This is a genomic window from Corynebacterium ulcerans (assembly GCF_900187135.1).
Taxonomy (GTDB): Bacteria; Actinomycetota; Actinomycetes; order Mycobacteriales; family Mycobacteriaceae; genus Corynebacterium; species Corynebacterium ulcerans.
The window spans coordinates 2,204,622-2,227,738 of record NZ_LT906443.1 but is presented as its reverse complement, the minus strand read 5'-3'; the positions used below and the strand labels follow the sequence as shown (position 1 = coordinate 2,227,738).

Annotated in this window: 21 protein-coding genes and 1 tRNA gene; 10 read left to right on the top strand and 12 right to left on the bottom strand. The window is 53.5% G+C overall.

What is annotated here, in order from left to right; genetic code table 11:
• Positions 1-196: 196 nt before the first annotated feature.
• Positions 197-910: a M23 family metallopeptidase gene (locus tag CKV68_RS10095; protein WP_013911072.1), complete on the top strand. Its 714-nt coding sequence runs from the start codon at positions 197-199 to the stop codon at positions 908-910.
• A 114-nt stretch (positions 911-1,024) separates the two neighbouring features.
• On the opposite strand, the gene pcrA is transcribed toward CKV68_RS10095, so the two are convergent.
• Entirely contained in the window at positions 1,025-3,592 is a 2,568-nt protein-coding gene (gene pcrA, locus CKV68_RS10090) for a DNA helicase PcrA (protein ID WP_013911071.1), read from the bottom strand.
• A gap of 141 nt (positions 3,593-3,733) precedes the next feature.
• Here pcrA and CKV68_RS10085 point away from each other — a divergent pair, with 141 nt between their 5' ends.
• On the top strand, positions 3,734-4,036 hold the full coding sequence (locus tag CKV68_RS10085) for a chorismate mutase (RefSeq protein WP_013911070.1): 303 nt from the start codon (positions 3,734-3,736) through the stop codon (positions 4,034-4,036).
• Between the two features lie 38 nt (positions 4,037-4,074).
• Here CKV68_RS10085 and CKV68_RS10080 read toward each other — a convergent pair whose 3' ends face one another.
• Entirely contained in the window at positions 4,075-5,562 is a 1,488-nt protein-coding gene (locus CKV68_RS10080; RefSeq protein WP_095076139.1) for an NAD-dependent succinate-semialdehyde dehydrogenase, read from the bottom strand.
• Between the two features lie 179 nt (positions 5,563-5,741).
• On the opposite strand from CKV68_RS10080, the gene pgi reads away from it, so the two are divergent.
• A complete protein-coding gene (pgi, locus tag CKV68_RS10075) occupies positions 5,742-7,385 on the top strand; it encodes a glucose-6-phosphate isomerase (protein WP_095076138.1) in 1,644 nt (547 codons plus the stop codon).
• Positions 7,386-7,448: 63 nt separating this feature from the next.
• Here the strand turns inward: pgi and CKV68_RS10070 are convergent, their stop codons facing one another.
• Together CKV68_RS10070 and CKV68_RS10065 are read right to left on the bottom strand one after the other, a co-directional pair.
• Positions 7,449-7,862, bottom strand: a complete 414-nt coding sequence (locus CKV68_RS10070) for a YccF domain-containing protein (RefSeq protein ID WP_014525496.1) — start codon at positions 7,860-7,862, stop codon at positions 7,449-7,451.
• A 42-nt stretch (positions 7,863-7,904) separates the two neighbouring features.
• Positions 7,905-8,726: a DNA-formamidopyrimidine glycosylase family protein gene (locus CKV68_RS10065; protein WP_095076137.1), complete on the bottom strand. Its 822-nt coding sequence runs from the start codon at positions 8,724-8,726 to the stop codon at positions 7,905-7,907.
• A gap of 73 nt (positions 8,727-8,799) precedes the next feature.
• Between CKV68_RS10065 and CKV68_RS10060 the strand changes: the two genes are divergently transcribed.
• Positions 8,800-9,426, top strand: coding sequence for a mismatch-specific DNA-glycosylase (locus CKV68_RS10060; RefSeq protein WP_029975220.1), 627 nt, complete (start codon positions 8,800-8,802; stop codon positions 9,424-9,426).
• A 4-nt stretch (positions 9,427-9,430) separates the two neighbouring features.
• Here the strand turns inward: CKV68_RS10060 and CKV68_RS10055 are convergent, their stop codons facing one another.
• The gene (locus CKV68_RS10055) at positions 9,431-14,440 is read right to left on the bottom strand and encodes an ATP-dependent helicase (RefSeq protein ID WP_231910476.1); all 5,010 of its coding nucleotides are present in this window, start codon (positions 14,438-14,440) and stop codon (positions 9,431-9,433) included.
• Between the two features lie 195 nt (positions 14,441-14,635).
• On the opposite strand from CKV68_RS10055, the gene CKV68_RS10050 reads away from it, so the two are divergent.
• The 4 genes from CKV68_RS10050 (at position 14,636) to CKV68_RS10035 (ending at position 17,103) form a co-directional block, all read left to right on the top strand.
• Complete coding sequence (locus CKV68_RS10050) at positions 14,636-15,394, top strand: 3'(2'),5'-bisphosphate nucleotidase CysQ (protein ID WP_014836141.1); 759 nt, start codon at positions 14,636-14,638, stop codon at positions 15,392-15,394.
• 111 nt (positions 15,395-15,505) lie between these two features.
• Positions 15,506-16,306, top strand: coding sequence for a thymidylate synthase (locus CKV68_RS10045; protein ID WP_095076136.1), 801 nt, complete (start codon positions 15,506-15,508; stop codon positions 16,304-16,306).
• Positions 16,306-16,833 carry a dihydrofolate reductase gene (locus CKV68_RS10040; protein WP_095076135.1) on the top strand — a complete coding sequence of 176 codons (528 nt, stop codon included), beginning with the start codon at positions 16,306-16,308 and terminating at the stop codon, positions 16,831-16,833. The genes CKV68_RS10045 and CKV68_RS10040 overlap by 1 nt, the downstream gene beginning before the upstream one ends.
• Positions 16,834-16,851: 18 nt before the next feature.
• Complete coding sequence (locus CKV68_RS10035) at positions 16,852-17,103, top strand: mycoredoxin (RefSeq protein WP_095076134.1); 252 nt, start codon at positions 16,852-16,854, stop codon at positions 17,101-17,103.
• On the opposite strand, the gene cobF is transcribed toward CKV68_RS10035, so the two are convergent.
• A complete protein-coding gene (cobF, locus tag CKV68_RS10030; RefSeq protein WP_095076133.1) occupies positions 17,100-17,855 on the bottom strand; it encodes a precorrin-6A synthase (deacetylating) in 756 nt (251 codons plus the stop codon). The two genes, CKV68_RS10035 and cobF, sit on opposite strands and share 4 nt — an antisense overlap.
• Before the next feature lie 6 nt (positions 17,856-17,861).
• Entirely contained in the window at positions 17,862-18,140 is a 279-nt protein-coding gene (locus CKV68_RS10025; RefSeq protein ID WP_013911058.1) for a cg0963 family protein, read from the bottom strand.
• A gap of 182 nt (positions 18,141-18,322) precedes the next feature.
• On the opposite strand from CKV68_RS10025, the gene CKV68_RS10020 reads away from it, so the two are divergent.
• A tRNA-Arg gene (locus tag CKV68_RS10020) sits at positions 18,323-18,395 on the top strand.
• A 185-nt stretch (positions 18,396-18,580) separates the two neighbouring features.
• Here the strand turns inward: CKV68_RS10020 and CKV68_RS10015 are convergent.
• The 4 genes from CKV68_RS10015 to CKV68_RS10000 form a co-directional block, all read right to left on the bottom strand.
• Positions 18,581-19,378, bottom strand: coding sequence for a hypothetical protein (locus CKV68_RS10015; protein ID WP_095076132.1), 798 nt, complete (start codon positions 19,376-19,378; stop codon positions 18,581-18,583).
• 198 nt (positions 19,379-19,576) lie between these two features.
• Positions 19,577-19,771, bottom strand: coding sequence for a hypothetical protein (locus CKV68_RS10010; protein WP_013911056.1), 195 nt, complete (start codon positions 19,769-19,771; stop codon positions 19,577-19,579).
• 63 nt (positions 19,772-19,834) lie between these two features.
• Positions 19,835-20,296 (bottom strand): hypothetical protein, encoded by a 462-nt coding sequence (locus CKV68_RS10005; RefSeq protein ID WP_095076131.1) that lies wholly within the window; start codon positions 20,294-20,296, stop codon positions 19,835-19,837.
• Between the two features lie 47 nt (positions 20,297-20,343).
• Complete coding sequence (locus CKV68_RS10000) at positions 20,344-20,835, bottom strand: hypothetical protein (protein WP_095076130.1); 492 nt, start codon at positions 20,833-20,835, stop codon at positions 20,344-20,346.
• Positions 20,836-21,851: 1,016 nt separating this feature from the next.
• On the opposite strand from CKV68_RS10000, the gene CKV68_RS09990 reads away from it, so the two are divergent.
• On the top strand, positions 21,852-22,052 hold the full coding sequence (locus CKV68_RS09990) for a hypothetical protein (protein ID WP_014836138.1): 201 nt from the start codon (positions 21,852-21,854) through the stop codon (positions 22,050-22,052).
• Between the two features lie 228 nt (positions 22,053-22,280).
• Here CKV68_RS09990 and CKV68_RS09985 read toward each other — a convergent pair whose 3' ends face one another.
• On the bottom strand, positions 22,281-22,940 hold the full coding sequence (locus CKV68_RS09985) for a hypothetical protein (RefSeq protein ID WP_095076128.1): 660 nt from the start codon (positions 22,938-22,940) through the stop codon (positions 22,281-22,283).
• Between the last annotated feature and the right edge of the window lie 177 nt (positions 22,941-23,117).

Here is a 23,117-nt window from a genome sequence, read left to right as displayed (position 1 = left end):
TAAGTCAATTGACGAGGCGTTCGAGTAACTTCTTTTCATGATTTATCCCTAATATTGGCCAAACAGCTTGCTCGTACTGTTATAAACCGCTATCGTTACCCCTCGGAACATAACAAGTTGATCACAAAAGCGTTACCGAAGTAACGATTCGGCGGCGAGATGAACTTCAGAAACATAGTCAAAGGGAGTAAGCCTCATGCAGCAGACACAGCACGTTGTCAGTGGCAAGCATCGCAAGCAAACTTCTCAGGCAAAAGGTCGAGTTGCTTTCGTTGCCCTGGCCACCGGAGCTGTCTCCACTGCCGGCGCTACGGGTGCTGCACTAGCTCACACCACTTCCCACACTGACACCGCTGATTTCAAGCTCACTGCAGATACTTCCGCTAAAGTTGGTGACTCTGCTCCCCAGATTCTGGCGATCCAAGAGTTCAAACCAAACACCAATCTCTCCGATCAGCTAACAAAAGCTATCAATTACAACGAAGAACGTGCGCTTGCAGATGAAGAAGCACGCAAGCCCAAAATTGTTGTGCACTCCCCTGCTTCTGGAACACTTACTTCCCCCTACGGCATGCGCTGGGGAACTCTCCACGCAGGTATTGATATTGCTAATGCAATGCACACCCCGATTTACTCCATCATGGATGGTGTAGTCATTGATGCAGGCCCAGCGTCGGGCTACGGACAGTGGGTTCGAGTACGTCATAACGACGGCACAGTCACTGTCTACGGCCACGTAGAGACCATCAACGTCTCAACTGGCCAGGCCGTTGCAGCCGGTGATCAGATCGCTGGAATGGGTAACCGTGGCTTCTCCACAGGCGTGCACCTCCACTTTGAGGTTCACCCCGGCGGTGGCGCTGCCGTAGACCCAGTACCCTGGCTCAATGAAAAAGGCATAAGCGTATAAAGACCCCCGGATAGGAGTTTTCCTATCCGGTTTTGTTTTATCTTGTGCAGACTCTCCTAAGCGCTAATAAAACACCAGCCTCGGAAAGGACCAAAGGCTGGTGTTTCTCATCATTTAAAGCTTTTCCATCGGAACTGAGCCGATCAGCATAAGCCGTACTGTTCCAGAAGAACCAAAATCAATAGTTACGGAATCCGCCGGACTACCTTTATCAACCTTGGTTACGGTACCCAGACCATATTTATCGTGGTTCACTCGGTCTCCGACAACCAATGAAAGATCGCTGTTCTTTGTGTAGCTTGGCATTGTCTTCTTAGGCTTCGGGGTAGCACCATACCGTGGCGATCCCCACGAGTCGCCGCGTGAAGAACCAAAACCTGTGTTCCTCCCCCAGGAAGGCTGCCCCCATGAGTCGAAAGAGTTTTCTGGTTCTTCGCGCCGCCAGTCCAGAAGGTCTTCGGGGATTTCCGTCAGGAACCTCGATGCCGGGTTAGTTACGGGATTTCCCCAAGAAGAACGCAGCATAGCTCGGGTGATGTAGAGGGTCTTGCGTGCCCGTGTTATTCCTACATAAGCAAGCCGACGTTCCTCCGCTAGTTCCTTGGGGTCCCCAAGTGCGCGCAAGTGCGGGAATTGGCCATCTTCCCATCCCATAAGGAAGACCACCGGAAACTCCAGCCCCTTGGCCGTGTGCAGAGTCATAAGGGTGACCAGTCCTTGCTCATTATCGGGGATTTGGTCGGCATCAGCTACAAGGGAGACTCGCTCTAGGAAGGCCTGCAAACTACCCGGTTCTGGTTCGCCTTGGCCTCCTAAGTCTTCGAGTTCACCGCCGTCCATCTTGGCATAGGCCACCTGATTGGCTGCTTCCGAGGAAAATTCTCGTGCAACAGAGACAAGCTCGTTAAGGTTGTCCAACCGTGCGCCGTCTTGTGGGTCGTTGCTCTTTTCCAGCTCCGCTTTATACCCCGTGATATCAAGTATTTGAGAAATCACATCACCAATATCCGGCATCCCGGTGATCTCATTGACGGATTCGGCTGCAGAACTCCGCAACCCAGCCATCATGTCAACGAACCCGGAAATCGCATTGCGCCCGCGTGCCCCTAAAAGGCTTATCTGCCCTGCGGCAGCGTCGATAAGCGCTTGTTGGAAGCTCACACCTTGGTTCTCTGAATGCAGAGTGAGGAACGCTACCGCTTTGTCGCCGATGCCTCGGCGTGGAGTGTTGATAATCCTGCGGAGAGAGACTGTGTCCTCTGGGTTATCCAATAACCGTAGGTAGGCGATGACATCCCGAATCTCTTTGCGCTCGTAGAAGCGGGTTCCCCCCACAACTTTATAAGGGATACCAGAACGCATAAATACGTCTTCCACTGCACGAGACGAGTTATTTGTGCGATACATGATGGCTATGTCGCTGTAATCCACGCCTTTATCCGCGAGCGCGTCTATTTCTTGAGCAATAAAACGGGCCTCATCATGCTCGTTATCCGCAACATATCCGGCGATGGGTTCTCCGCTGCCTAGGGCTGTCCACAGTTTCTTTTTTCTTCGGTTCTCGTTTTGGGAGATCACCGAGTTAGCTGCGTTGAGAATCGTCTGCGTTGACCGGTAATTCTGTTCCAAGAGCACAGTCGTGGCATCGGGATAATCCCGCTCAAATTCCTCAATATTGCGGATAGTCGCGCCACGGAAGGCGTAAATGGACTGATCTGAGTCTCCGACAACGCATAGTTCGCTGGCCGTTGGGCCTTTGCCTACCAACTCATGAATGAGCACGTATTGTGCGTGGTTAGTGTCCTGGTATTCGTCGATAAGCACATGACGGAATCTGCGCCTGTAATACTCGGTCACTTGTGGGTGCTCTTGGAAAATACGGACTGTCTCTCCGATGAGGTCATCAAAATCGACGGCATTTGCTTGCCTTAAACGTCGCTGATACTCGACGTATACGGCAGCCACCGTTGTCTCATACGGGTTCTTTGTGCTTTCGGCTTCTGAGACTGCGGTCTCGGGAGAAATCAGCTCATTTTTGAGGTTGGAGATTCCCGCCCCCAATAACCGCGGTGTGAACTTCTTGATGTCTAAGTTCATGTCCTTGGAGATCATCGCAAGCAAGCGCTTCGAATCATCCGAGTCATAGATAGTGAAGTTGGTATTTAATCCAGCGACCAACTGGGCTTGTTCCCGCAAGATGCGTACGCAGGTGGAGTGGAAGGTAGACACCCACATTCTGTTGGCGATTGGCCCCACAAGGTGAGCCACGCGCTCTCGCATCTCAGCCGCAGCTTTATTGGTAAACGTAATAGCTAGGATCTGTCCTGGCTGCACACCCCGTATGCGCATGAGATAAGCGATACGACGTGTGAGCACTGCTGTCTTGCCAGAACCTGCACCAGCCACGATAAGAAGCGGTGATCCGCTGTGCTCTACTGCCTGCTGTTGCTGTGGATTAAGTCCCTGCACGAGATCATCAGCCATCACAGGCACGCTGGTCTCAGACAAGCTGGCGGCAGGCTTGTCCGTTGTTTGAGCCGGAGACTGATTTGCTGCAGGGCTCTGGGCTTGAGTGCTAAACGGAGACGACTCAGCTGGTGTCTTTGTGGCGGTGGCCCACTCACCGGCCCAATCGCCGAAGTCAAAACCTTCTTGGGTAGGAAAATTGTCCGTGTTATTCATCGCTATCAAACCTACAACGTTGCCATGACATCGCCACTGCGGTGACTGTTTTCAGGGCTACTAGCAGGGAAAATCATCCTTTTGTAGTTTTTCTCTGGTTTTCCTATCCCCCAGTACGCGCATCCGTGGCACAATATCTCCATGAATTCTGAGAAAAACTTTAAGGTACGAACCCCCACAGGCACCGACGATCCCCTTTCTGATGCGGAAATCCAGCAATACCGCACGGAGATCGATCGCTTAGACAAAGAGATTCTTGCAGCGGTTAGACGCCGAACAGAAATTTCCCGAGCTATCGGAAAGACCCGCATGGGTTCTGGAGGCACCCGGCTTGTGCATACCAGGGAGGTAGCCATCATTAACCAATTCCGTGAGGAGATCGGCGAGGAAGGACCTGCTCTCGCCTCTATCCTGCTCAGGCTCGGCCGAGGCAGACTCGGCTAAGTCCGAGCAGGGTGCGTCGGAATCATTACTATACGAGGTTAAAGCGGCAGAGCAATTAACTTTGGCTCAAGAAATTCGTGGATTCCCTCGAAACCGCCCTCTCTTCCTACACCGGATTCTTTGACTCCTCCAAAGGGCGCTGATGGGTCTGAGATCCCGCCTTTGTTAACGCCCACCATGCCGGCTTCAATACGCTCAGCGATACTCAACGCATGCGTTATCTGTTCACTGAACACATATGCGGCTAGCCCGAAGGGCGTGTCATTGGCCATTGCTATGGCTTCTTCATCATCCTTGAACGTGGAGACGGCGACCACGGGGCCGAATATTTCTTCGTGGGCGATACGGGCATCCGGAGAAATATTCTCCAGCACTGTCGCTGGGTAGTAGAAGCCGCCCTCCGGAAGCCCTGCCGGCAGCGACTCCCCTAGAACCCGAGTAGCGCCGTGGGCGAGGGCGTCGTCGACAAGCATAGTGACCTTTTCTAGCTGATCTTCGCCGGAAAGCGTACCAAAATCCACGCCTTCTTGTGTCGCGGGACCTTGGGTAAAGGACTTCATGATCTCAACGACTCGGTGCAGGAACTCGTCTTTAATCGACTCATGCACCAGGAACCTGTTGGCGGCGATGCAGACTTGCCCAGCACCGCGCATCTTAGCCGTCGCTACCGCGTGGGCAGCAACGGATACATCAGCATCTGCCAACACCACATATGGCGCGTTTCCGCCAAGCTCCAGGGATACTTTCATGGAGTGTCGAGCAGCACGTGCCGCGAGCTTTTGTCCCACCTCAGTCGACCCTGTGAATGTGAGCTTGCGTACCCGAGGATCGTCCAGCATATCTGAGATCACCGAAGAATCTGCTGTGGGTAGGACAGAGACCACGCCCTCCGGAAGCCCTGCTTCTTTAAGGAGGTGTGCCAGATAAAGCATGGTCAAAGGAGTCTTAGACGCAGGCTTGAGGATCATTGTGCACCCGGCAGCCAAAGCAGGTCCCAGCTTGCGCGTTCCCATTGCCAAGGGGAAATTCCACGGCGTGATCGCCAAAGACACACCCACCGGCTGTTGATGAACAATCAATCGGGCATTTCCTGTGGGATTATGCCGATAATCTCCGCGGATCCGCACCGCTTCCTCTGCAAACCATCGGAAAAACTCCGCAGCGTACGTGACCTCCGCGCGAGAATCGGGCAATGCACGCCCTAATTCCAGTGATTGGATCACAGCTAGTTTTTCCGAATTGTCCAGGAGCGCTTCATAAGCCTTCCACAAGATGTCTGAGCGTTCGCGCGCCGAGGTTGCGGCCCACAGTGGTTGCGCCGCTGCTGCTTTATCCAGGGCTGTCTCCGCATCGTGTTTGCTTGCCGACGCCACCCGCGCCAAGACGCTCCCATCGGACGGATTGAGGACCTCAAAGGTTTCTCCTTCATGTCCATCGGTGAACTCGCCGCCGAGAAAGATCTGCGTGGGTACGCCCTCTGGCAGCCTCATCTGCATAGTCTTTTTCTCTTTTGAACCATCACTCATGCCTCCACTATGCGCTTATTCGGATGTTCTCGCCATGATGTGACCAACGCTGCCCTAAGACAGAAGACATGTTCGGGGTAGTTTAGATACCGTTGAGAGTGTGTAACTTTCCGAGCGGACACAGATTATTGCCCGCTCGGTCACGGTCTCGTATAAAGCCAAAAAGAACGGAGCAAACCATGTCCTTCGATATCACCGCTACCCCAGAGTGGACCGAGCTTTCCCAATGCCATAAAACAGCGGCTGCCACGTCGCTGCGAGAGCTTTTTGCTGCCGACGCAGACCGTGCACGGAAATTTAGCTTTGACGCCGCCGGTTTGCATGTTGACCTTTCCAAAAACTTCCTAGATGACAACACCGTCGAGGCGTTTGTAAAAACCGCCAAGGCTGCGCATCTGCACGAGCGCATTAAAGCCATGTTCTCAGGAGAGCATATAAACAACACGGAAGACCGTGCGGTCCTCCATACTGCACTGAGGATTCCTGTCGAGGCTGATTTAGTGGTCGACGATCAAGACGTGGCAGCCGACGTCCACGAGGTGCTGGGCCGCATGCGCGATCTTGCAACAGCACTGCGCAGTGGCGCATGGCGCGGCTATAGCAACCACACGATCAAGACGGTGGTGAATATCGGCATCGGCGGATCGGACTTGGGTCCAGCCATGGCAACCAAAGCCCTGCGTACTTACGCAACCGCAGGAATTTCCGCCAAGTTTGTCTCCAACGTAGACCCTGCAGATATGCATTCAGTTCTTGATGAATGTGACCCAGAGTCCACCCTGTTCATCGTCGCCTCAAAGACCTTCACCACCCAAGAGACCCTAGCTAACGCCCATGCTGCAAAACGTTGGCTGCTTGAAGCTGCCGGCGGTGACCAATCGGCAGTAGCAAAGCACTTTGTTGCTGTGTCTACGAATGCGGAAAAGGTTGCCGAGTTTGGCATTGACACCAAGAACATGTTCGGCTTCTGGAACTGGGTGGGAGGTCGTTACTCCGTCGACTCCGCCATTGGGTTGTCCCTGATGGCTGTTATCGGCCCCATGGACTTCATGCGCTTCCTCGAAGGCTTCCACGCTATGGACGAACATTTCCGCACTGCGGACTTCCACGAGAACATCCCGGTGCTCATGGGTCTGCTCGGAATTTTCTACAACGATTTCTTTGGCGCAGAAACCCACGCTGTGCTCCCCTATTCTCAGGATCTCGGCCGTTTCCCGGTCTACCTACAGCAGCTCACGATGGAGTCCAACGGCAAGTCTGTCCGCCGCGATGGTTCTCCAGTTTCTACCGAGACCGGAGAGATCTACTGGGGAGAGCCAGGCACTAACGGCCAGCATGCGTTCTTCCAGCTTATTCACCAAGGAACCAAGCTCGTTCCCGCCGACTTCATCGGTTTTGCCCGCCCCAAGCAGGACCTTCCAACGGCAACCGGCGAAGGCTCCATGCATGACTTGCTGATGAGCAACTTCTTTGCTCAAACCAAGGTCCTGGCCTTTGGCAAGACTGCCGAGGAAATTGCAGCCGAGGGCGTTCCAGCAGAACTCGTCGCCCACAAAGTCATGCCAGGTAATCGCCCCACAACAACGATCCTGGCAGAAGAGCTCACCCCGGCAGTTCTCGGTGCGCTTATCGCTTTGTACGAGCACATCGTCTTTGTCCAAGGCGTGATCTGGGATATCAACTCTTTTGATCAGTGGGGCGTAGAGCTGGGCAAGCAACAGGCCAACGACCTTGCTCCAGCAGTAGCTGGAGCAAGCGACATACAGTCGGGAGATTCCTCTACCGACGAGCTCATCGGCTGGTACCGCGCTCACCGCAATTAACACGGCATAGCTAAGCCCTGCACAGTGTTTACTAACACACAGTGTGCAGGGCTTGAGGCTTATTTACATCTTCACCATGGGCTCGTAGCCAAAGGGAATCGCGTCGCTATCAACGATCTTCTTGCCAAAGGGGAAACAGGTAACAGGAATCATCTTGATATTCGCGATAGCAAGCGGAATACCAATGATGGTCAGCGCTTGCCCCACTGCAGTGGTCAAATGTCCCAGTGCGAGCCAGAGCCCCGCGACGAGGAACCAAATCACGTTACTCACGCCGGCGAGGGGGTTGGAACTGCTCGTAGACTTCACCACAGTCCTACCAAATGGCCACAACGCGTACTCAGCCATCCGGAAGCTAGCGATGCCCGCGGGGATCGTCACGATGAAAATACACGCGATGGCGCCAAAGAGTATGTATCCGAGAGCCAACCAGATACCACCAGTAATAAGCCAGAGAAGATTAAGTATAAGCCGCATAGTCCCCACCTTAATCAATTCTGAATTAAGACGCTTGGCCTTTTAGGGTTCAGGATAAAATGGCTGGCAGTGCGGACACCACCATATAATGCGCTCTAATTCTACAGAGGGGTCGTCGACAAGCATGCTCTGGAGAATCCGGGTACCGCATCGTCGACACGGCCTGTGATTACGCCCAAACACATAGGTCGTCTCCCCTGGGCGTTTGATACCTGTTGTGACTCGAACTGGAGAAAGTCGATTCGCCCACATAAGACGACGTGCCACAGTCAGTATGCGATCCACGTCGGTGTCGCGTACCGAGGTAGCGGGGTGCACTCCGCAGAGAAAACAGATTTCCGCCCGATACTCGTTGCCTATTCCTGCCAGGTTTCTTTGGTCGAGTAAGGCTAACCCAATGGCACGGTCAGGAGCCGAGAGTATCCGTCGCCGAGCTTCGTTGTATCCTGTGGATTCCCAATCAGCTCCCAGTACATCAGGGCCCAGATGCGCGATGACATCGGGATAATGGGATGTGGGAAAAATGCGGACAAATCCCAGAGAAAAGCCCACCACCTCAATCGGGTCTTCATGCGGTGTTCCGTCCAACAGCAGTTGCACGCGAGCTGTATGAGCGGGTTTGGTCCACCGATCACCTTTCAGGTGCACCGCCCACGTTCCCTCCATTTTCAGATGGGTGTGGAGGATCTCTTCCCCTATCTGTATAAACAGGTGTTTCCCATAGGGCCATACGCGTTCCACTGTGCTCCCAGTAAAGGTGGCAAGAGCATACTGCGGCACTCGTATGCTGGTTCCTAGAACCTTTCGGCTTTCCATAAAACTCAGCCGACGGGCTAGCTGGTAGACGGAATCTCCTTCGGGCATAGCAGCATTGTAGCCATGATGCGTCTACCGTTGCGGCATCCGTATGAATCCGTTATCAGGTACAACGGACACCATGAGTACTGCGCATCCTTCTCCCCTTGGTGGTCGCCGACCTAAGCGCTCGGAGCTTGCCGACTTTAAAGACAAACCAGTATCGGACAGGTTCCCACCTCCCGGTACCGATCTTCGGTTGCTGATCGTCGGGGTCAATCCAGGTCTGTGGACTGCTGCAGTCGATGCCCCTTTTGCTTATCCCGGCAATAGATTCTGGCCTTCTTTAGACAAAGCCGGAATCGTGTCTCCAGCTTTCGAAGTATCCGAGGGCATGAGTGATGCCCAAGAACAGACCCTTTATGAGCTCGGCATCGCTATGACCAATCTGGTCCCACGCGCTACTGCTCGCGCGGATGAACTAGAAAAAGACGAGCTGATAGCTGGCGCGCATCGCGTCATCGAGTTGGCGTGTGAGCTGCGACCCCAAGCCGTAGCAGTGGCCGGTATTACGGCTTTTCGTACAGCCTTTGGAATGAAGAAAGCCGTGCTAGGTCTACAAGACACAGAGACGATTAAGGGATGGCCCAAGGACGTATCTTTGTGGGTTGTCCCCCAACCCAGCGGACTTAACGCCCATGAGACGATTAACTCGCTTGCAGCTCAATGGCGGGCGGTATGGGATTCCACCACTCCACCACACAGCTAAGCTGCTAGCGGTATCCACCAGATCTAAAGCCACGATGAGGAGGCTTTGTATGGTGTTCTCTCCCAGACCATGGGTCTCCTGAGCCTGCTATGTCTGCAGAGTCCGAGGAGTCTAACTCGTCCAATGCAGATGCAAGGCTGCGCCCTCTACGTGTGTGACTCTGGTTATTTAAGCCACCTGCTATCCGCAACCCACGGGGTGTCACGCTAGCGCCTAGTGCTCTTAGCAGCTCTAGTTCGGGTGATCGCAAGACCGCCACTCCATTTATTTTTTCTACAACTAGCGGCTGAATCCTGCCTGCCCGTACCGACTCTGCAAGCGCGTCGAGAACGATACTTAAGAACTCTTGCTGTTCGATTCCTGTGGGCGGTGCACACAACGTGAGGCTTCGTCCACCTCGCGTAAGGTGCGCGGCGAGGAGGCCGTCGATAAGCACAACGATGGCACCAGCCGCACGTGTCGGCCCCTGCTCCGGCCACGGTAACGCCGCCCCATAAGGGTTGGCGGGATCTGCCGCGGCAAGCACATATGTGTTCGGCGAGTGGGTGCCAGAAGGCCAGCCTGCAACATCAGGGGTATCGGATAGCCCACGAAGCCGGTCAATCACCGCCGGCGTGGAAAACTGAGCAGCCCCCAGTCCCTCCACAAGGTAACCGCGCATCGCCTTCCCGGATTCCTCGAAACCAGAGAGCACTTTGTATGCGAGAGCAAAACCGCCAACAACGTCCTCTGATACAACGGCACCGCGGGTAACCACGCCATATCGATCCAACCACGCCTCACCGTGTGCAACAGACCTGGCTGTGGCGTTGTCCTCCGCTGCCATGGTTGCGGACCAGCGTCCCACCACATCCGGCGGTTGGGCTGGTCTATGGGCATGCGCAAAGCCTGTGCGCCCCATCCGTAGTCGACTGCGATTGGGTCGTCTTTGGGCTCTATGCGCGGTCTTTGTTCCCGAATTCGCCGCAAGTCGTGCACGAATCGGCGCAAATCCATCCGGGCTGACTAGCCCAGCCTCAAAAAGCTCCCATAAAGCGGCACCAAGCTCCGCAGCAGACGATTGATCCGAGGAGAGTCCAAGATCTGCCGCAGTTTCCCGGTGGATATCGGCAAAAAGGAACCCGCCACCGCGAGACAACAGCGTCATGACCTTGCGTTGGGTTTCAGATAGCGTCGCAACCTCCGCGTGGGGAATCAACTCTGCCGCGTAATCGCTAGGAAGAAGCATCACCCACGGATCATGTGCACCGGCGCGTCCGGCGCCGACAACGATAATCTCACCGTTATTCGTGAGCTCGTCAAGGTCTAGTGGCGAATAATTCCGGACCCGTTGCGGCAACACCAATGTCTCCCACGCAGAAGCGGGTAGTCGCACGCCCGCGAGTTGTTCTACAACGTTAAATACTCCGTCTGCTCCAGCAAGCTCAGGAGTTTCTCCTACTGGCGCAACGTGCTGCCATTCGGGGAGGAAACGCCCAAACGTGGCATGGCTCACCGGTTGGGTCTGTTCCCTCACTGCAGCAAGCGAACGGGCCCTGATGATTTTTAAAACCTCCGTGGCAACATATTCCGGAGCATCGCTGCCTTGCCTAAAACGACCTGCTACGAGCTTGGATTGCGTACATAGCTTTTCGACGACCCCATGCGCGATCCCAGCGGCCAACCCAAGGCAGTGCTGCACATCCATGAGAGTAAAAGGCCCTCGCACCCGTGCCCATCGCGAGACTATTTGTTCCAATGCATCGGTGATTGTCTCCACCTGCGCGGCAACACCCGGTGGGATGGGTATGCCCAATGCGTCTCGTAGCAGGGGTGCATCCAGAGTCTGAGCCAGGTGCGCGACTCCGGCTATTCGTACTTCCATCACTCGCCCACGCAGCTGCTCCATGACGTATTCCAGAGTCATCGGAGGATCAGTAATCTCTGGAAGATCGGTCACGGGCACGGGGCCTACAACGCGAAGAGTATCAATGAGTTCTTCTGCGGTCCTAGCCCTACGGTGTGGGGCTTTACGCTGCATGATGTCATGTACTTCCGCGATGATCTCTGGGTCTAAGAGGTCACGTAATTCCACGGTGCCTAGGAGGCTGGCAAGCAACGCGGGGTCTAAGGCCAAGGCAGCAGCACGCTTTTCTGCAAGTGGACTGTCTCCCTCATACATAAAGGCGCCCGTGTAGTTAAAGAGTATGGAGGAAGCGAATGGGCTGGGCTGAGACGTAGTCACTTCTGCGATGCGTATCCGCCGTTGCTGGATTTCTTGCAAGAGCTCGACCAAGGCTGGCAGATCATATACATCCTGGAGGCACTCTCGGACGGTCTCCAAAATAATGGGGAAGGATGGGTATTTGCGGGCGACGTCGAGAAGCTGCGCGGCGCGCTGGCGTTGCTGCCATAAAGGTGCACGCTTACCGGGGTTACGTCGAGGTAGCAATAATGCGCGAGCAGCACACTCTCGGAATCTGGAGGCAAACAGCGCGGAGTTGCCCACTTGTTCGGCCACTATTGCTTCAACATCATCCGCGTCGATCACAAAGAGATCGGCCCCAGGTTCCGCGTCGGCTTCCGGGAGGCGTAATACTATGCCGTCATCGGAGGCCACCGCCTGCGCATCCATGCCTGTGTGCTCAGATATTCTCGCGCCTACAGCAAGCGCCCACGCAGCATTGACTCCCCTGCCATAAGGAGTGTGCAAGACGATTCTCCAGTCGCCGAGCTCGTCACGAAAGCGCTCCAGCACCAGTGTCTTTTCATCGGGCACAATCCCCGTGGCTTCCTCTTGCTCGCGTAAAAACTGTAGAAGATTCTGGCAGGCATATGCGTCGAGTCCGAGTTCTTCCAGTTCTACAAGATCGTCACTACGATCTTGTTCGCTGCCTGCTAAAGCGTGACGACGCCCCACAATCCTACGGCGAAACTCCCCCAGCGCTTTACCTAATTCCGCAGGACGTCCAGCTTGGTCTCCTGTCCAAAAAGGCAGCCTCCCGGTGTGGCCCGGCGCGGGAATCACCAGCACTTGGTCGCGCGTGATCTCTTCGATCCTCCAACTGGAAGCGCCCAGTGTAAACACGTCGCCCACCCGCGACTCGTACACCATCTCCTCGTCGAGTTCTCCTACTCGCCTGGGGGCAGAGTCGGCCCTCGTCGAGCCGGCGAGGAAGACGCCAAACATGCCGCGATCTGGGATAGTTCCGCCACTTGTGACCGCTACCCGCTGGGCTCCGGGACGCGCAGTCAACGTGCCTGTGATGCGATCAAAGACAATGCGTGGTTTCAGCTCCGCGAAGTCTGTCGACGGATACACGCCGCTTGCTAAATCGATGACTGCGTCGAACACCGCTCGTGATAAATCCCGATAGGGATACGCACGTACAACAGTGGCATACCATTCTTCTACGTCAAGGTCTTCCACGGATACCGCTGCTACGGTCTGCTGTAACAGCACATCAAGTGCATTCCTAGGGACCTTCAATTCCTCGATCGCGCCTTCACCCATGCGTCCCACAACCACCGCCGTTTGGATGAGGTCGGCACGGTGTTTCGGATAAAAAGCACCTTCAGAAATAGCGCCCACCATGTGACCAGCGCGCCCCACTCGTTGCAGCCCTGATGCAACTGAGGGCGGGGACTCCACCTGGACAACAAGTTCCACGGCGCCCATGTCGATGCCGAGTTCAAGAGAGCTAGTGGCTACCACGGCTTTGAGGCTGCCCTCTTTGAGCATTCTTTCGGTCAAGGCTCGCTCATCTTTGGAGACTGACCCGTGGTGTGCTCGCGCAATAATCATGGGTGCTAAGACCGCCACGTCACTGGCCTTCATGAGTTGCGCGGGTGTTCTGCGAAGTTGCGGGGAAAGCGATTCTGGGTCGTGTTCTTGCGCGTAAATCTCATTGAGCCGGCTGGTGAGCCGTTCCGCAGTCCTCCTGGAATTCACAAAGATTAGCGTGGAGCGATGCGTCATCACGTCGTGATAAACGCGTTCCTCAATAAACGGCCATATCGATCCCTGCGTAGGAAGGGCGGATTCTGACAAAAGTTCCGTCTCCGATAGCGCGGATCCGAGACTGCGGGGGTCGTCGTATACGGCTTCCCCGATGGCGGAACCGGACTGTGCCGTGGACACATCACTCATGTCTGGAATAGGTACTCTGACGGTAAGATCCCACTGCTTGTCGGCGGGTGGATCCACGATGTCTACGGGGCGGTCTCCCGCTAAAAAGTACGCTACTGCGTTGATCGGACGCACTGTTGCAGATAGGCCCACGCGCTGGATGGGTCGACCTGCCAGGCGTTCCAGTCGTTCTAACGTGAGAGAAAGGTGTGCTCCACGTTTTGTTCCGGCCACCGCATGGATCTCGTCCACGATGACAGTCTCAACGTTTTTCAAGATTGCCCCTGCTTTGGACGTCAGCATCAAATACGCAGACTCAGGGGTAGTAATCAGGATGTCTGGAGGTCTTCTCACCTGCCTGGCGCGTTCTGCCGCCGGGGTATCCCCAGAACGAACTGCCACACTAATGTCGGAATAGTCCAGCCCTAACCGGGCAGCTACATGGTTGATGCCGGTAAGTGGTGCACGAAGGTTGTTTTCTACGTCTACCCCCAATGCCTTCAGTGGCGATATATAGAGCACTTTGACGCCTTGGCCCGTGCCTTTGTCCGCTGAAGAGCCCTCATGGGGTGCGGGGAAAGCCACGGTTTGACCTCCTGCCGTGGTCAAACCGTTGATCGCCCACAAGAACGCAGCGAGTGTTTTGCCAGAACCAGTTGGAGCAACAATGAGGGTGTTTCCGCCGGCTGAAATCTTTTCCCACGCAGCTTTTTGTACAGGTGTCGGAGCCGCAAAGACCTCTGCAAACCACGTTGCTACCTGGGGGTTAAAACGTGACAGCACCGGAGCTTGTTCCTCAGAGTGCTCGCAGGAAGAGTCCTCATGGGCAGCAGCGCGAGGCGTCTGCGGTTGATGGGGCTGGGTTTGCTCGGGCTGCGGTTGCTCGTGGTGTTCATCCGACGACATGCCCTTATTTAACACCGTATGAACCATATGAGGAGACGACGGCGTCATTATGGTGCGGTTGTTCCTATTGTCCTTGTTGTTCCGCGGATGATTTTTCTTGAGCCCGTAGGCAAGAAGCAATGAAAAAACTCACAAAACCAATACGCTGGTGTTCTAGTAGTGCGAAACGCCCGCGCTCCACTAAACTTTAGAGTCATGACTGCTCACTTTGACGACGCGACCCTAACCAAGCGACTTGCCCAGGGAACGGGCGAAATACTCAAAGGGGTAAGAAACGTAGGTCTTTTGCGCGGACGTGAACTAGGCGACGCAGGAGACGATCTGGCACAAAACTGGATTGCGCGTGTGCTGGAACAGCACCGTCCCGATGATGGATTCCTTTCCGAAGAAGCTGCAGATAACCCAGAGCGCCTAGGCAAAGATCGCGTGTGGATCATCGATCCGCTCGATGGAACCAAAGAATTTGCTACGGGGCGTCAGGACTGGGCTGTGCACATCGCTTTGGTGGAAAACGGCATACCAACCCACGCTGCAGTTAACCTCCCCGACTTGGGAGTGGTGTTCCACACGTCTGAGGTTCGCGCGGTGCGCGGCCCCTACGCAAAGAAGATCGCAGTCTCGCACAACCGTCCTCCTGCTGTAGCCACCCACGTCGCTGAAAAACTAGGTTTCACCGCCGAGCCGCTCGGCTCTGCAGGTGCAAAAGCCATGCACGTGCTTCTTGGCGACTACGACGCCTACATTCATGCCGGTGGCCAGTACGAATGGGACTCTGCGGCCCCCGTTGGAGTCAGCCTTGCTGCAGGACTGCACTGCTCGCGTCTCGACGGCTCCCCCTTGACCTACAACAACAAGGACACCTACCTGCCGGATGTTCTCGTCTGCCGCCCCGAGCTTGCCGACGACATCCTCTCCATGGCAGCCGCCTTCCGCGAGGAAAACGGCTCGTACTAGTTTCTTTCGACTCCCACTCGGATTACTTTCGAGTGGGTTTTCTTGTGTCGTTTCCCAACTACCCCAGAGAAATAGTTAGGAAGCCACCACGAAAGTGGACTAGGATCAGGCATCATGATCTCCACACCTTACGAGGACCTCCTGCGCACAATTCTTTCTGAAGGATCTCACAAGGATGACCGCACTGGCACCGGAACCACGAGCCTTTTTGCACAGCAGATGCGCTTTGATCTGAGCGATTCTTTTCCGCTGATCACTACAAAAAAGGTTTATTGGAAAGGCGTTGTGGGCGAGCTCTTGTGGTTCCTGCAAGGCTCATCAAACGTCAAGTGGTTGCAAGACAATAACATCCACATTTGGGACGAATGGGCCTCCGAAGAAGGCGAGCTAGGCCCCGTGTATGGCGTGCAGTGGCGCAGCTGGCCTACGCCTCATGGCACCCATGTTGACCAGATCAGCGGCGCTTTAGACATGCTCAAACGCAATCCGGATTCCCGACGCAATATTGTCTCAGCGTGGAACGTCGCGGAGCTAGAGAATATGGCACTGCCTCCTTGCCATTTGTTGTTCCAGCTCTACGTCGCAGATGGGAAGCTCAGCTGCCAGCTATACCAGCGCAGTGCGGACATGTTCCTAGGCGTGCCCTTCAACATCGCCTCCTACTCAGCGCTCACGCATATGTTTGCGCAGCAAGCGGGCTTAGAGGTCGGTGAGTTCATCTGGACCGGAGGTGATTGCCATATCTACGACAATCACCGCGAACAAGTGGAGACCCAGCTCGCCCGTGAGCCTCGCCCCTACCCGCAGTTGGAGCTAGCAAAGGCCAAGGACCTCTTCTCCTACGACTTTGCGGACTTCCAGGTCATCGGCTATGACCCACATCCAGCAATTCGCGCTGAGGTTGCGGTCTAATGTTGCGGGCAATTTGGGCGCAGTCCTGCGACGGGGTCATCGGCAATGGAGTGGATATGCCCTGGCACCTGCCCGAGGATCTCGCTCATTTTAAAAAAACCACGCTTGGCTGCCCAGTCATCATGGGACGCAAAACATGGGAGTCGCTGCCGCCGGCCTTTCGCCCGCTGCCTGGGCGCAACAACTACGTACTTTCCCGCTCCGCAGCTGGTCAGTGGAGCACCGGTGCCTGCGTGGTGAACGAGCTACCCGACGTCACAGACGCGTGGGTCATGGGAGGCGGACAAATTTATGCGGCAACCCTACCAAAAGTGGATGAAGTAGTACGCACCATCGTGCGCATTGAGCTTCTCGACGTCCTCGGCGACTCCGCGGTTTCCGCCCCTGCGCTTGGCCCCGAGTTTGAGATCGTATCGGAAACTGAGTGGATGGCGTCGATAAGCGGAAAAGTGCACGAAGACTACCAAGCAGCAACTTCCCCGCAGCCGCTGCACTACAGATTCCAAAGGTTGCGACGCACTCCCTGAACCAGTCATGATGGTGGGATGAAAGAACACGTAACTATTTACGCGGCCGACTGGTGCCCCTTCTGCCAGCGGCTCATCGGTGCACTCAAGCGCACCAACACTCCGTTTACGCTTGTCGACGTGGAGACCGATGTCCAGGCCTCCGAATGGGTCAAATCCGTTAATAACGGCAACCGCATCGTCCCCACTGTCAAGTACTCGGACGGCACCACCGCGACCAATCCTCCAGCCTCCGATGTTCGCCGCAAGCTGGAAGAACTCACCGCTTAATCCGTCAGCTCACGGAGCAAGTAGGTATCCATAATCCACCCGTGCTCGGCGCGCAGCGTTCGCTTCAGATCAGCGACCTGCGCGCCGATCTCTTTGACGTATCCCTCCCGGATAATCTGCTGTGGCGTGCCTAGGAAAGCGCCCCACCACATGTAAGTGTGCTCGGTGGCAACGTCCATCCATGCCGACTTGCCGTCAAGCATGACCACACAATTCCGGCGATCTTTTTCCGACGTAGACGCAAGGTTGCGTCCTGTGGTGATATGAATAGCCTCGCCGATGCGGTTGAGCAGAATCCCATGCGCCGCAGTAAGAACCTGAACAGCGGTAATCCCGGGGATTACCTCAACAGAGCACTCAAGGTCCTCTAGCTTCTGCATATGCTCGATGATCCGCAACGTGGAGTCATAAAGTGAGGGATCTCCCCACACAAGAAACGCTACGGTCCCGTCCTCCGAAGATGCACCCCGGATCGCCTCTGCAAGGAGGTTCGCGCGCTCTTTATGCCAGCGAAGTACCTCTGCATCGTAATCCTTGGGGTCACGATCCCGCTCCGGATCAGTCACCGCCACAATCGGCGTTCCTGGCGCATGCGCATCCACAATCCCCTGGCGTAAAGCCAGCAGATCCGATTTGGTCTTCCCCTTATCAAGCGCGACCACCGCTTGAGCGCGACGAAGCCCCGAGATTGCCTGCAAGGTCAAAAACTCGGGGCTACCTGCGCCAATTCCTATAACAAGTATTGTGCGCACAGTTGTTTATTCGTCGTCTTCATCATCGTACAAAGCAGCGCGATCAACCTCGGTGAGAAGAGCGTTCACGTTGGCGTAATCGATGGAATGCTGCTGATGAAGGTAGCGATCGCACACTGCAGACAGCTGCTTTGCATCAAACTTATTAAGCGTTAAAATCCGACGGCTGGTTCCGTCCTCTGTGGTCTCATCGAGAGCAAGAACGGCAGTTCCTTTTTCCTCAACCACAGTCGCGGTAATGGCACGACGCTCAACATCGTGAAAAATAGGGTGCTTGTCAGTCATGACATTTTCCTCCACACTTTGAATCTCTCAACGAGCAACTGCTTCCAGCATAGAGGCCAAAGCACACTTGCGGGAAGCTTTTCACTTCCCAATACCAGCCAATTCTTAACTTCCTAGCAGTGTGCGGTATTCTTTTTGCCGAAGGCTCTTAGATCTCCACGATCTTCCCTCGATGCCTTTGCGCCCTAGTAGCTCAGTGGATAGAGCACGGCTCTCCTAAAGCCGGTGTCGGAGGTTCGATTCCTCTCTGGGGCACTTTGTCCTGAGTCGGAGCATAGTTGACACTATGGTTTGTTTTTAGGTGTACAGCCAGTATTCATGGTTTAGAAGGGTTCTAAACGGTGAGCGCTGGCTGTTTTCCATGTGTGTGGTGTTCTAGGGCTGCCGGCGCTGGGTAAATAGGTTTGGTTGGTACCGTCGGCTGGCGTCGATGATGGGCTCTACTTGGATGCCAGCCCATCCACGCACTCATCGATTCGTTCTTGATGCTTAGCTTCCAACTCCTCTGACTCGGTACACATTTCGTTGTAGTACCTCAGCGAAGCCACAATGAATAGGATCAACATGATTTCGAGATTCCCAAATGCAATAAGAGCTGCAAGTTGTGTCGCTACGTACTCGGCTGTTGAGATCAATAGTATGTAAACCTCCCGCCGCGTCAATTGCCTAATCGCCGGCTCTACGAGAACCTCTGCTGCCCGTATACGCAAAGCTTCGTCAGACTCGAACTTCTCTACAAGGTCCTCGATGAATTCTTCGTGCTCCTCAACAAAATCCTCGAGGTCCTCACCCGTCTTGAGTTCGTCAAGCTCAATGTCTGCAACATCAACAACCCAATCAATATCCTTGAATACGCCTAACTGCGATAATGCTTCTTCTTCACTGAGCAGCTTAGAGAACTTCATTTCCATGTATTCCGCAGCAAGACGTAGTGGCTCTGGCCATTGCGACTTGTTCGTTCGACCGAGAATGTCCTGAGCTGTGGTCTGCAATTCAAGGAAAGATTGAACATTGAATCCCGCCATCCCGATCCTTGCCATATCCAAGGCTGGTGACTTGTACGATTCCAGAACCTTTGTTACCAGCGGCTGGAAAGCGGCTGCGTCCCTTAGTGGAGAAGCGATCTTGCTCATCACGCTAGCCATAGATGGATTGTGCAGTGCCGCGTTATCAATGAGCTTTGCAGTTTTGGCCTGCAGTGCAGTCGATTCTCCCCATGGTGAGTCAATAGTGTTCATAACACCTGTGAGGCCAGGATAGTATGCTCCCGAGACTGTAGACAAAGCTCGTTCACACATGACTTCAGCAAACTTGACATGTGGTACATCTATGCCGGCCAAGAACCCCTTTGTGCATATTGACAAGCGAATTCATAGACGCAGGAGCTCCACGCCACAAATCAGGTTCCTTGAAAGCGGGGATAGAGACTGTGGTCTCTACTCCAGCCACGGAGTGCTACGCATTGTGTTCCACGGATGAATTGCCTGAGCGCACGCCCCAAACTTGTCGGCCAAGTCAGTGTTCACGGTTACTGCTAAATTCTTTACGCTTGGAGTCTCGGCAATACGCAATGCATAATCTTGAGAAATTGCATCAACCGTAGAAAATCGGATTGTTGGATTATCAGACAATTAATCTCCTTGTGTAGAGGGATAAAGTTGGCGTTTGTGCCACAATTGGTGATGCTTGTCCTGTTAAGCGAAACCTTTCAGTAATACCCGATCAAGTTTCCAATCAGGATATTTCTTGGGGTGGATCACCACTTCAGAAACATCTATGGTATTGCTCTCTTCCAACCAAATACGCTTCGTAGGGTCTTTCTCGTGGTTTACATACTTGTATGCAATGTCCGCTGTTTGCCCAGGTTTAAAATGGGTAGTTCCAACAATAAACTCGCCGAATCTAGGAATATAGAACCCGCCATCTCCGCCGCGAAACCCATCGGGCCGGTAAAAGACATTGCCGTTTCCCATTTCCCAAGCACCTCCGACCACTACAGGTCTTAATCGGTTGTTCTTTAAGACCGCACGATTCTCCGCCACGTGGATAAGTTCTAGAGGCGGTTTTCGTTTGTAGCTGACAAACCAGAAACAGGCCGCAACAATAAAACCTGATATCACGCCTGACACAACACCAATTAGTAGATTCTCAATCATCGCTTACTCCGTACCTCGATCTGCTGAAACCTGACAGACGTGACACCCTAACCCTCGTCTTCTGTATAGTTCGGGACACCATGGAACCTAAACGTGCTCGCCAAGTTCTTATCGAAACGAACCTGCTCAGAGACGAAGTCACCACCAGTTTCGTCTTGCCATGCAAAGTACACCACGTAATCGCCACTACCCATCGCAGCCACGTAGTTAAACACCATCGAGTTTCCACTTAAGAGTTTGGCCGTAGTAAACACGTCCTGAAACTTGGGTGAATCGGACTTGAGTTGAATATTGAACGCAGGACGATTTGATCTGTTGGTCAGGTAATACTCGTGACCGTCGCGATGTCGAATCTCCCACACAAAGCTGTTTGCTTCATCAACTTGCAGCTGGGGGATTTGCATCACTGCTTCATTGAGTTTCGAGTGAGTTTGAGCCAATTCTTCCTGCAAGCTGGCGATCTTGGGCTGCTGTTCTCCAAGGAGCTTCGTGGAGGCGTTGTGCTCTTTACGCAGCTCGACCAACTCTTGATGAGCCAACCAACGAATCTCCTCCAACCAGGGTGAGGACAATGTACATCAGACCTAAGTCCATAAATGTAGACTTTTCGATAGGAACAATTGAACTTGCGTGTCAGTGTAGCCCTTCACATTGACACAGAACTACAACAAATAAGAACACCTGTCCGAGAGATGTTTCTGGCTACGATTCCACTACTGAAGACGTGAAAGTACCAACAACAAGAATGTGCAACACGTAGGCATGCACTCTCATAGACTCGGGGTGTACCGACTGAGATTGTGAGAGCCGCCCTCAGACCGAATGATACGTAGGGTACTCGTTACCTGAAATTGAAGTCATGGGAGACTTTTCAGTTCCAACCGCGCGGTCGAGATGAGCTGGGAAACCGAGACTACGACCAGTATAAACATACAGGTAGGAGCTACTTTTCAATACTGGAAGGGAAATCGGGAGAAAACTTAAGGAAAACCCCTTCACCATTCGGGGGCTAGTTCAAGCGTTTTGTAGTTAGGAAGAAGCTGCTTTTGAGCGCTTTTGTCGTGGGATGTATATTCTCCCATGCGCCAACATCCCCATCTATGGATCTCCCAGCACAGACAGTTTCCCGGGGTACGGCCCTTCCGCTAACACACGAATTCCTAATGCTCAGGACGGAGCATGCTAAAACTTTTGACATGAAGAGTGACAGTATCTACAACCACGGAGGCGAACAACCGCCATCCATGCACCTCTACATTCCTAAGCAGAAAGCCTCCGTTTTCAAAGACCCAAGCTAATAAGCAAGGTAGCCAATGGCGGGATGGGGAAAAAATTTAATTCTGACGTCCTCGATGAGTTCTTAGCATATAACGCAGAATTGATCGAGCAGATCAGGGTTATCCAAGATATCCTTGAATACAGCCTTCGCCTTTATACGAGAAATTCGTGGTCACTTCAATAGAACCAGATTCAGACACTTACAACTTTATGGACCATCTCCACAACGAAATAAAGCAAATCCGTACAAAGTAAGCTAGAGCAAGAGGTAAGTTCGATGTCTTCATTTCTGATTAAATATCAGCGCCGTAGCGGCGTCCTTGACATCCAAGCCTTCGATTCTTTTGTTGAAGCTACAAAAATGCGTCTCAAACTCGATAAAGAGAACCACGATCCAGATCTTGAAATTGTGGCAGTACTCGGAGAGAGCGAAGAGCATGTGCGGAAATCTCATTCGCGCTACTTTTCCGCAGCCTAAATCGTTGTATTTATACGCCGCGTAAGCCTGGACTGAACTCCTCCTAGCCCAAAATCAGCCTCTACTAGTGGGATCCCCGTGAGCTGGTAAAGCTAGATTCGTAGCAATTGAAATCTTCTTGCTTAACAGGGGTGTCCCTAATAGCAGGACACAAGGCTATAAAATATGGAACGCTTCCGCGATGGAATACGACCAACGCAGAAGCGTTCCGCTCATCTACCCCAAACTTTAACGTCTAAAGAACAAAAAAATCGACCTAAAGAAATCAACCAGGCCAGGAAGAGCATTAGCAAGAGAAGACCAGCCATATACACCCTCCGGAGACACAACACATGCAGGTGTCCCACTCGGCGAACTGCTTACAGGATAGCCCGGCCCCTCCGGTACACTCCGATTGGACAAGTCATCTTCTGTAACAATGTGCCTATACGTAAACGTTACCGAATCTCCATGGCCAAGAATGAAATTCTTTTTCTTATCAGGGTTCGACCATTCCAACACAGGTCTAGGTGTAATAGTGAGCCCCTGGCCATTTTTTATCACTAGAGGATCTTCTACAAGGTAAGCCTCTTCTCTCTCCGGCATAAAAATACCAGAGCCGTTGTCGTAGTTATTGTTAGTGAACTTGACACGAGTCTCAACTAGATCATTCAAAGCTGGCTTTGCCCGCAAAAACGCGGGAACATTACGCTGTTCTTGCCCTTTAACTTGAATGGATTGGATTTCTGCAGAGAACCCTTCACACTTTTTATCCAACCACAGAGCCGAGAATGGTCTGGCAAGCATGTCCCCTGCACGTGGCATCTCCTCTTCGGCTAGTGCCGGCGTTGAAGTGGTAAATAAAGACACAGCCAGCGCCACACTAAGAAACTTTTTCCAACTTTTCACGCATACCCCTTAACTCATAGTAATTTCTTCCAAAAATACCATAAAACTTAACCTTAGCTTATGTAAAATTAAGATTGATTGTGTGTTTCTTTTTACGCATCCCAGCAGACAAAAATCCCACACCAGTTTGAGCAGGATTTTCGCGCTAAAAACCGAGGCAGATTCCTAGTGATGAAA

Bases quoted from the DNA above. Each gene is read 5' to 3' on its own strand.
- CKV68_RS10095 (WP_013911072.1), top strand. From the start codon at position 197: ATGCAGCAGACACAGCACGTTGTCAGTGGCAAGCATCGCAAGCAAACT.
- CKV68_RS10015 (WP_095076132.1), bottom strand. From the start codon at position 19,378: ATGAACACTATTGACTCACCATGGGGAGAATCGACTGCACTGCAGGCC.
- CKV68_RS10025 (WP_013911058.1), bottom strand. From the start codon at position 18,140: ATGACTGACAAGCACCCTATTTTTCACGATGTTGAGCGTCGTGCCATT.
- pcrA (WP_013911071.1), bottom strand. From the start codon at position 3,592: ATGAATAACACGGACAATTTTCCTACCCAAGAAGGTTTTGACTTCGGC.
- CKV68_RS10055 (WP_231910476.1), bottom strand. From the start codon at position 14,440: ATGTCGTCGGATGAACACCACGAGCAACCGCAGCCCGAGCAAACCCAG.
- CKV68_RS10035 (WP_095076134.1), top strand. From the start codon at position 16,852: ATGAAAGAACACGTAACTATTTACGCGGCCGACTGGTGCCCCTTCTGC.
- CKV68_RS10070 (WP_014525496.1), bottom strand. From the start codon at position 7,862: ATGCGGCTTATACTTAATCTTCTCTGGCTTATTACTGGTGGTATCTGG.
- CKV68_RS10005 (WP_095076131.1), bottom strand. From the start codon at position 20,296: ATGATTGAGAATCTACTAATTGGTGTTGTGTCAGGCGTGATATCAGGT.
- CKV68_RS10040 (WP_095076135.1), top strand. From the start codon at position 16,306: ATGTTGCGGGCAATTTGGGCGCAGTCCTGCGACGGGGTCATCGGCAAT.
- CKV68_RS10065 (WP_095076137.1), bottom strand. From the start codon at position 8,726: ATGCCCGAAGGAGATTCCGTCTACCAGCTAGCCCGTCGGCTGAGTTTT.
- CKV68_RS10080 (WP_095076139.1), bottom strand. From the start codon at position 5,562: ATGAGTGATGGTTCAAAAGAGAAAAAGACTATGCAGATGAGGCTGCCA.
- pgi (WP_095076138.1), top strand. From the start codon at position 5,742: ATGTCCTTCGATATCACCGCTACCCCAGAGTGGACCGAGCTTTCCCAA.
- CKV68_RS10085 (WP_013911070.1), top strand. From the start codon at position 3,734: ATGAATTCTGAGAAAAACTTTAAGGTACGAACCCCCACAGGCACCGAC.
- CKV68_RS10060 (WP_029975220.1), top strand. From the start codon at position 8,800: ATGAGTACTGCGCATCCTTCTCCCCTTGGTGGTCGCCGACCTAAGCGC.
- CKV68_RS09990 (WP_014836138.1), top strand. From the start codon at position 21,852: ATGTCTTCATTTCTGATTAAATATCAGCGCCGTAGCGGCGTCCTTGAC.
- CKV68_RS10050 (WP_014836141.1), top strand. From the start codon at position 14,636: ATGACTGCTCACTTTGACGACGCGACCCTAACCAAGCGACTTGCCCAG.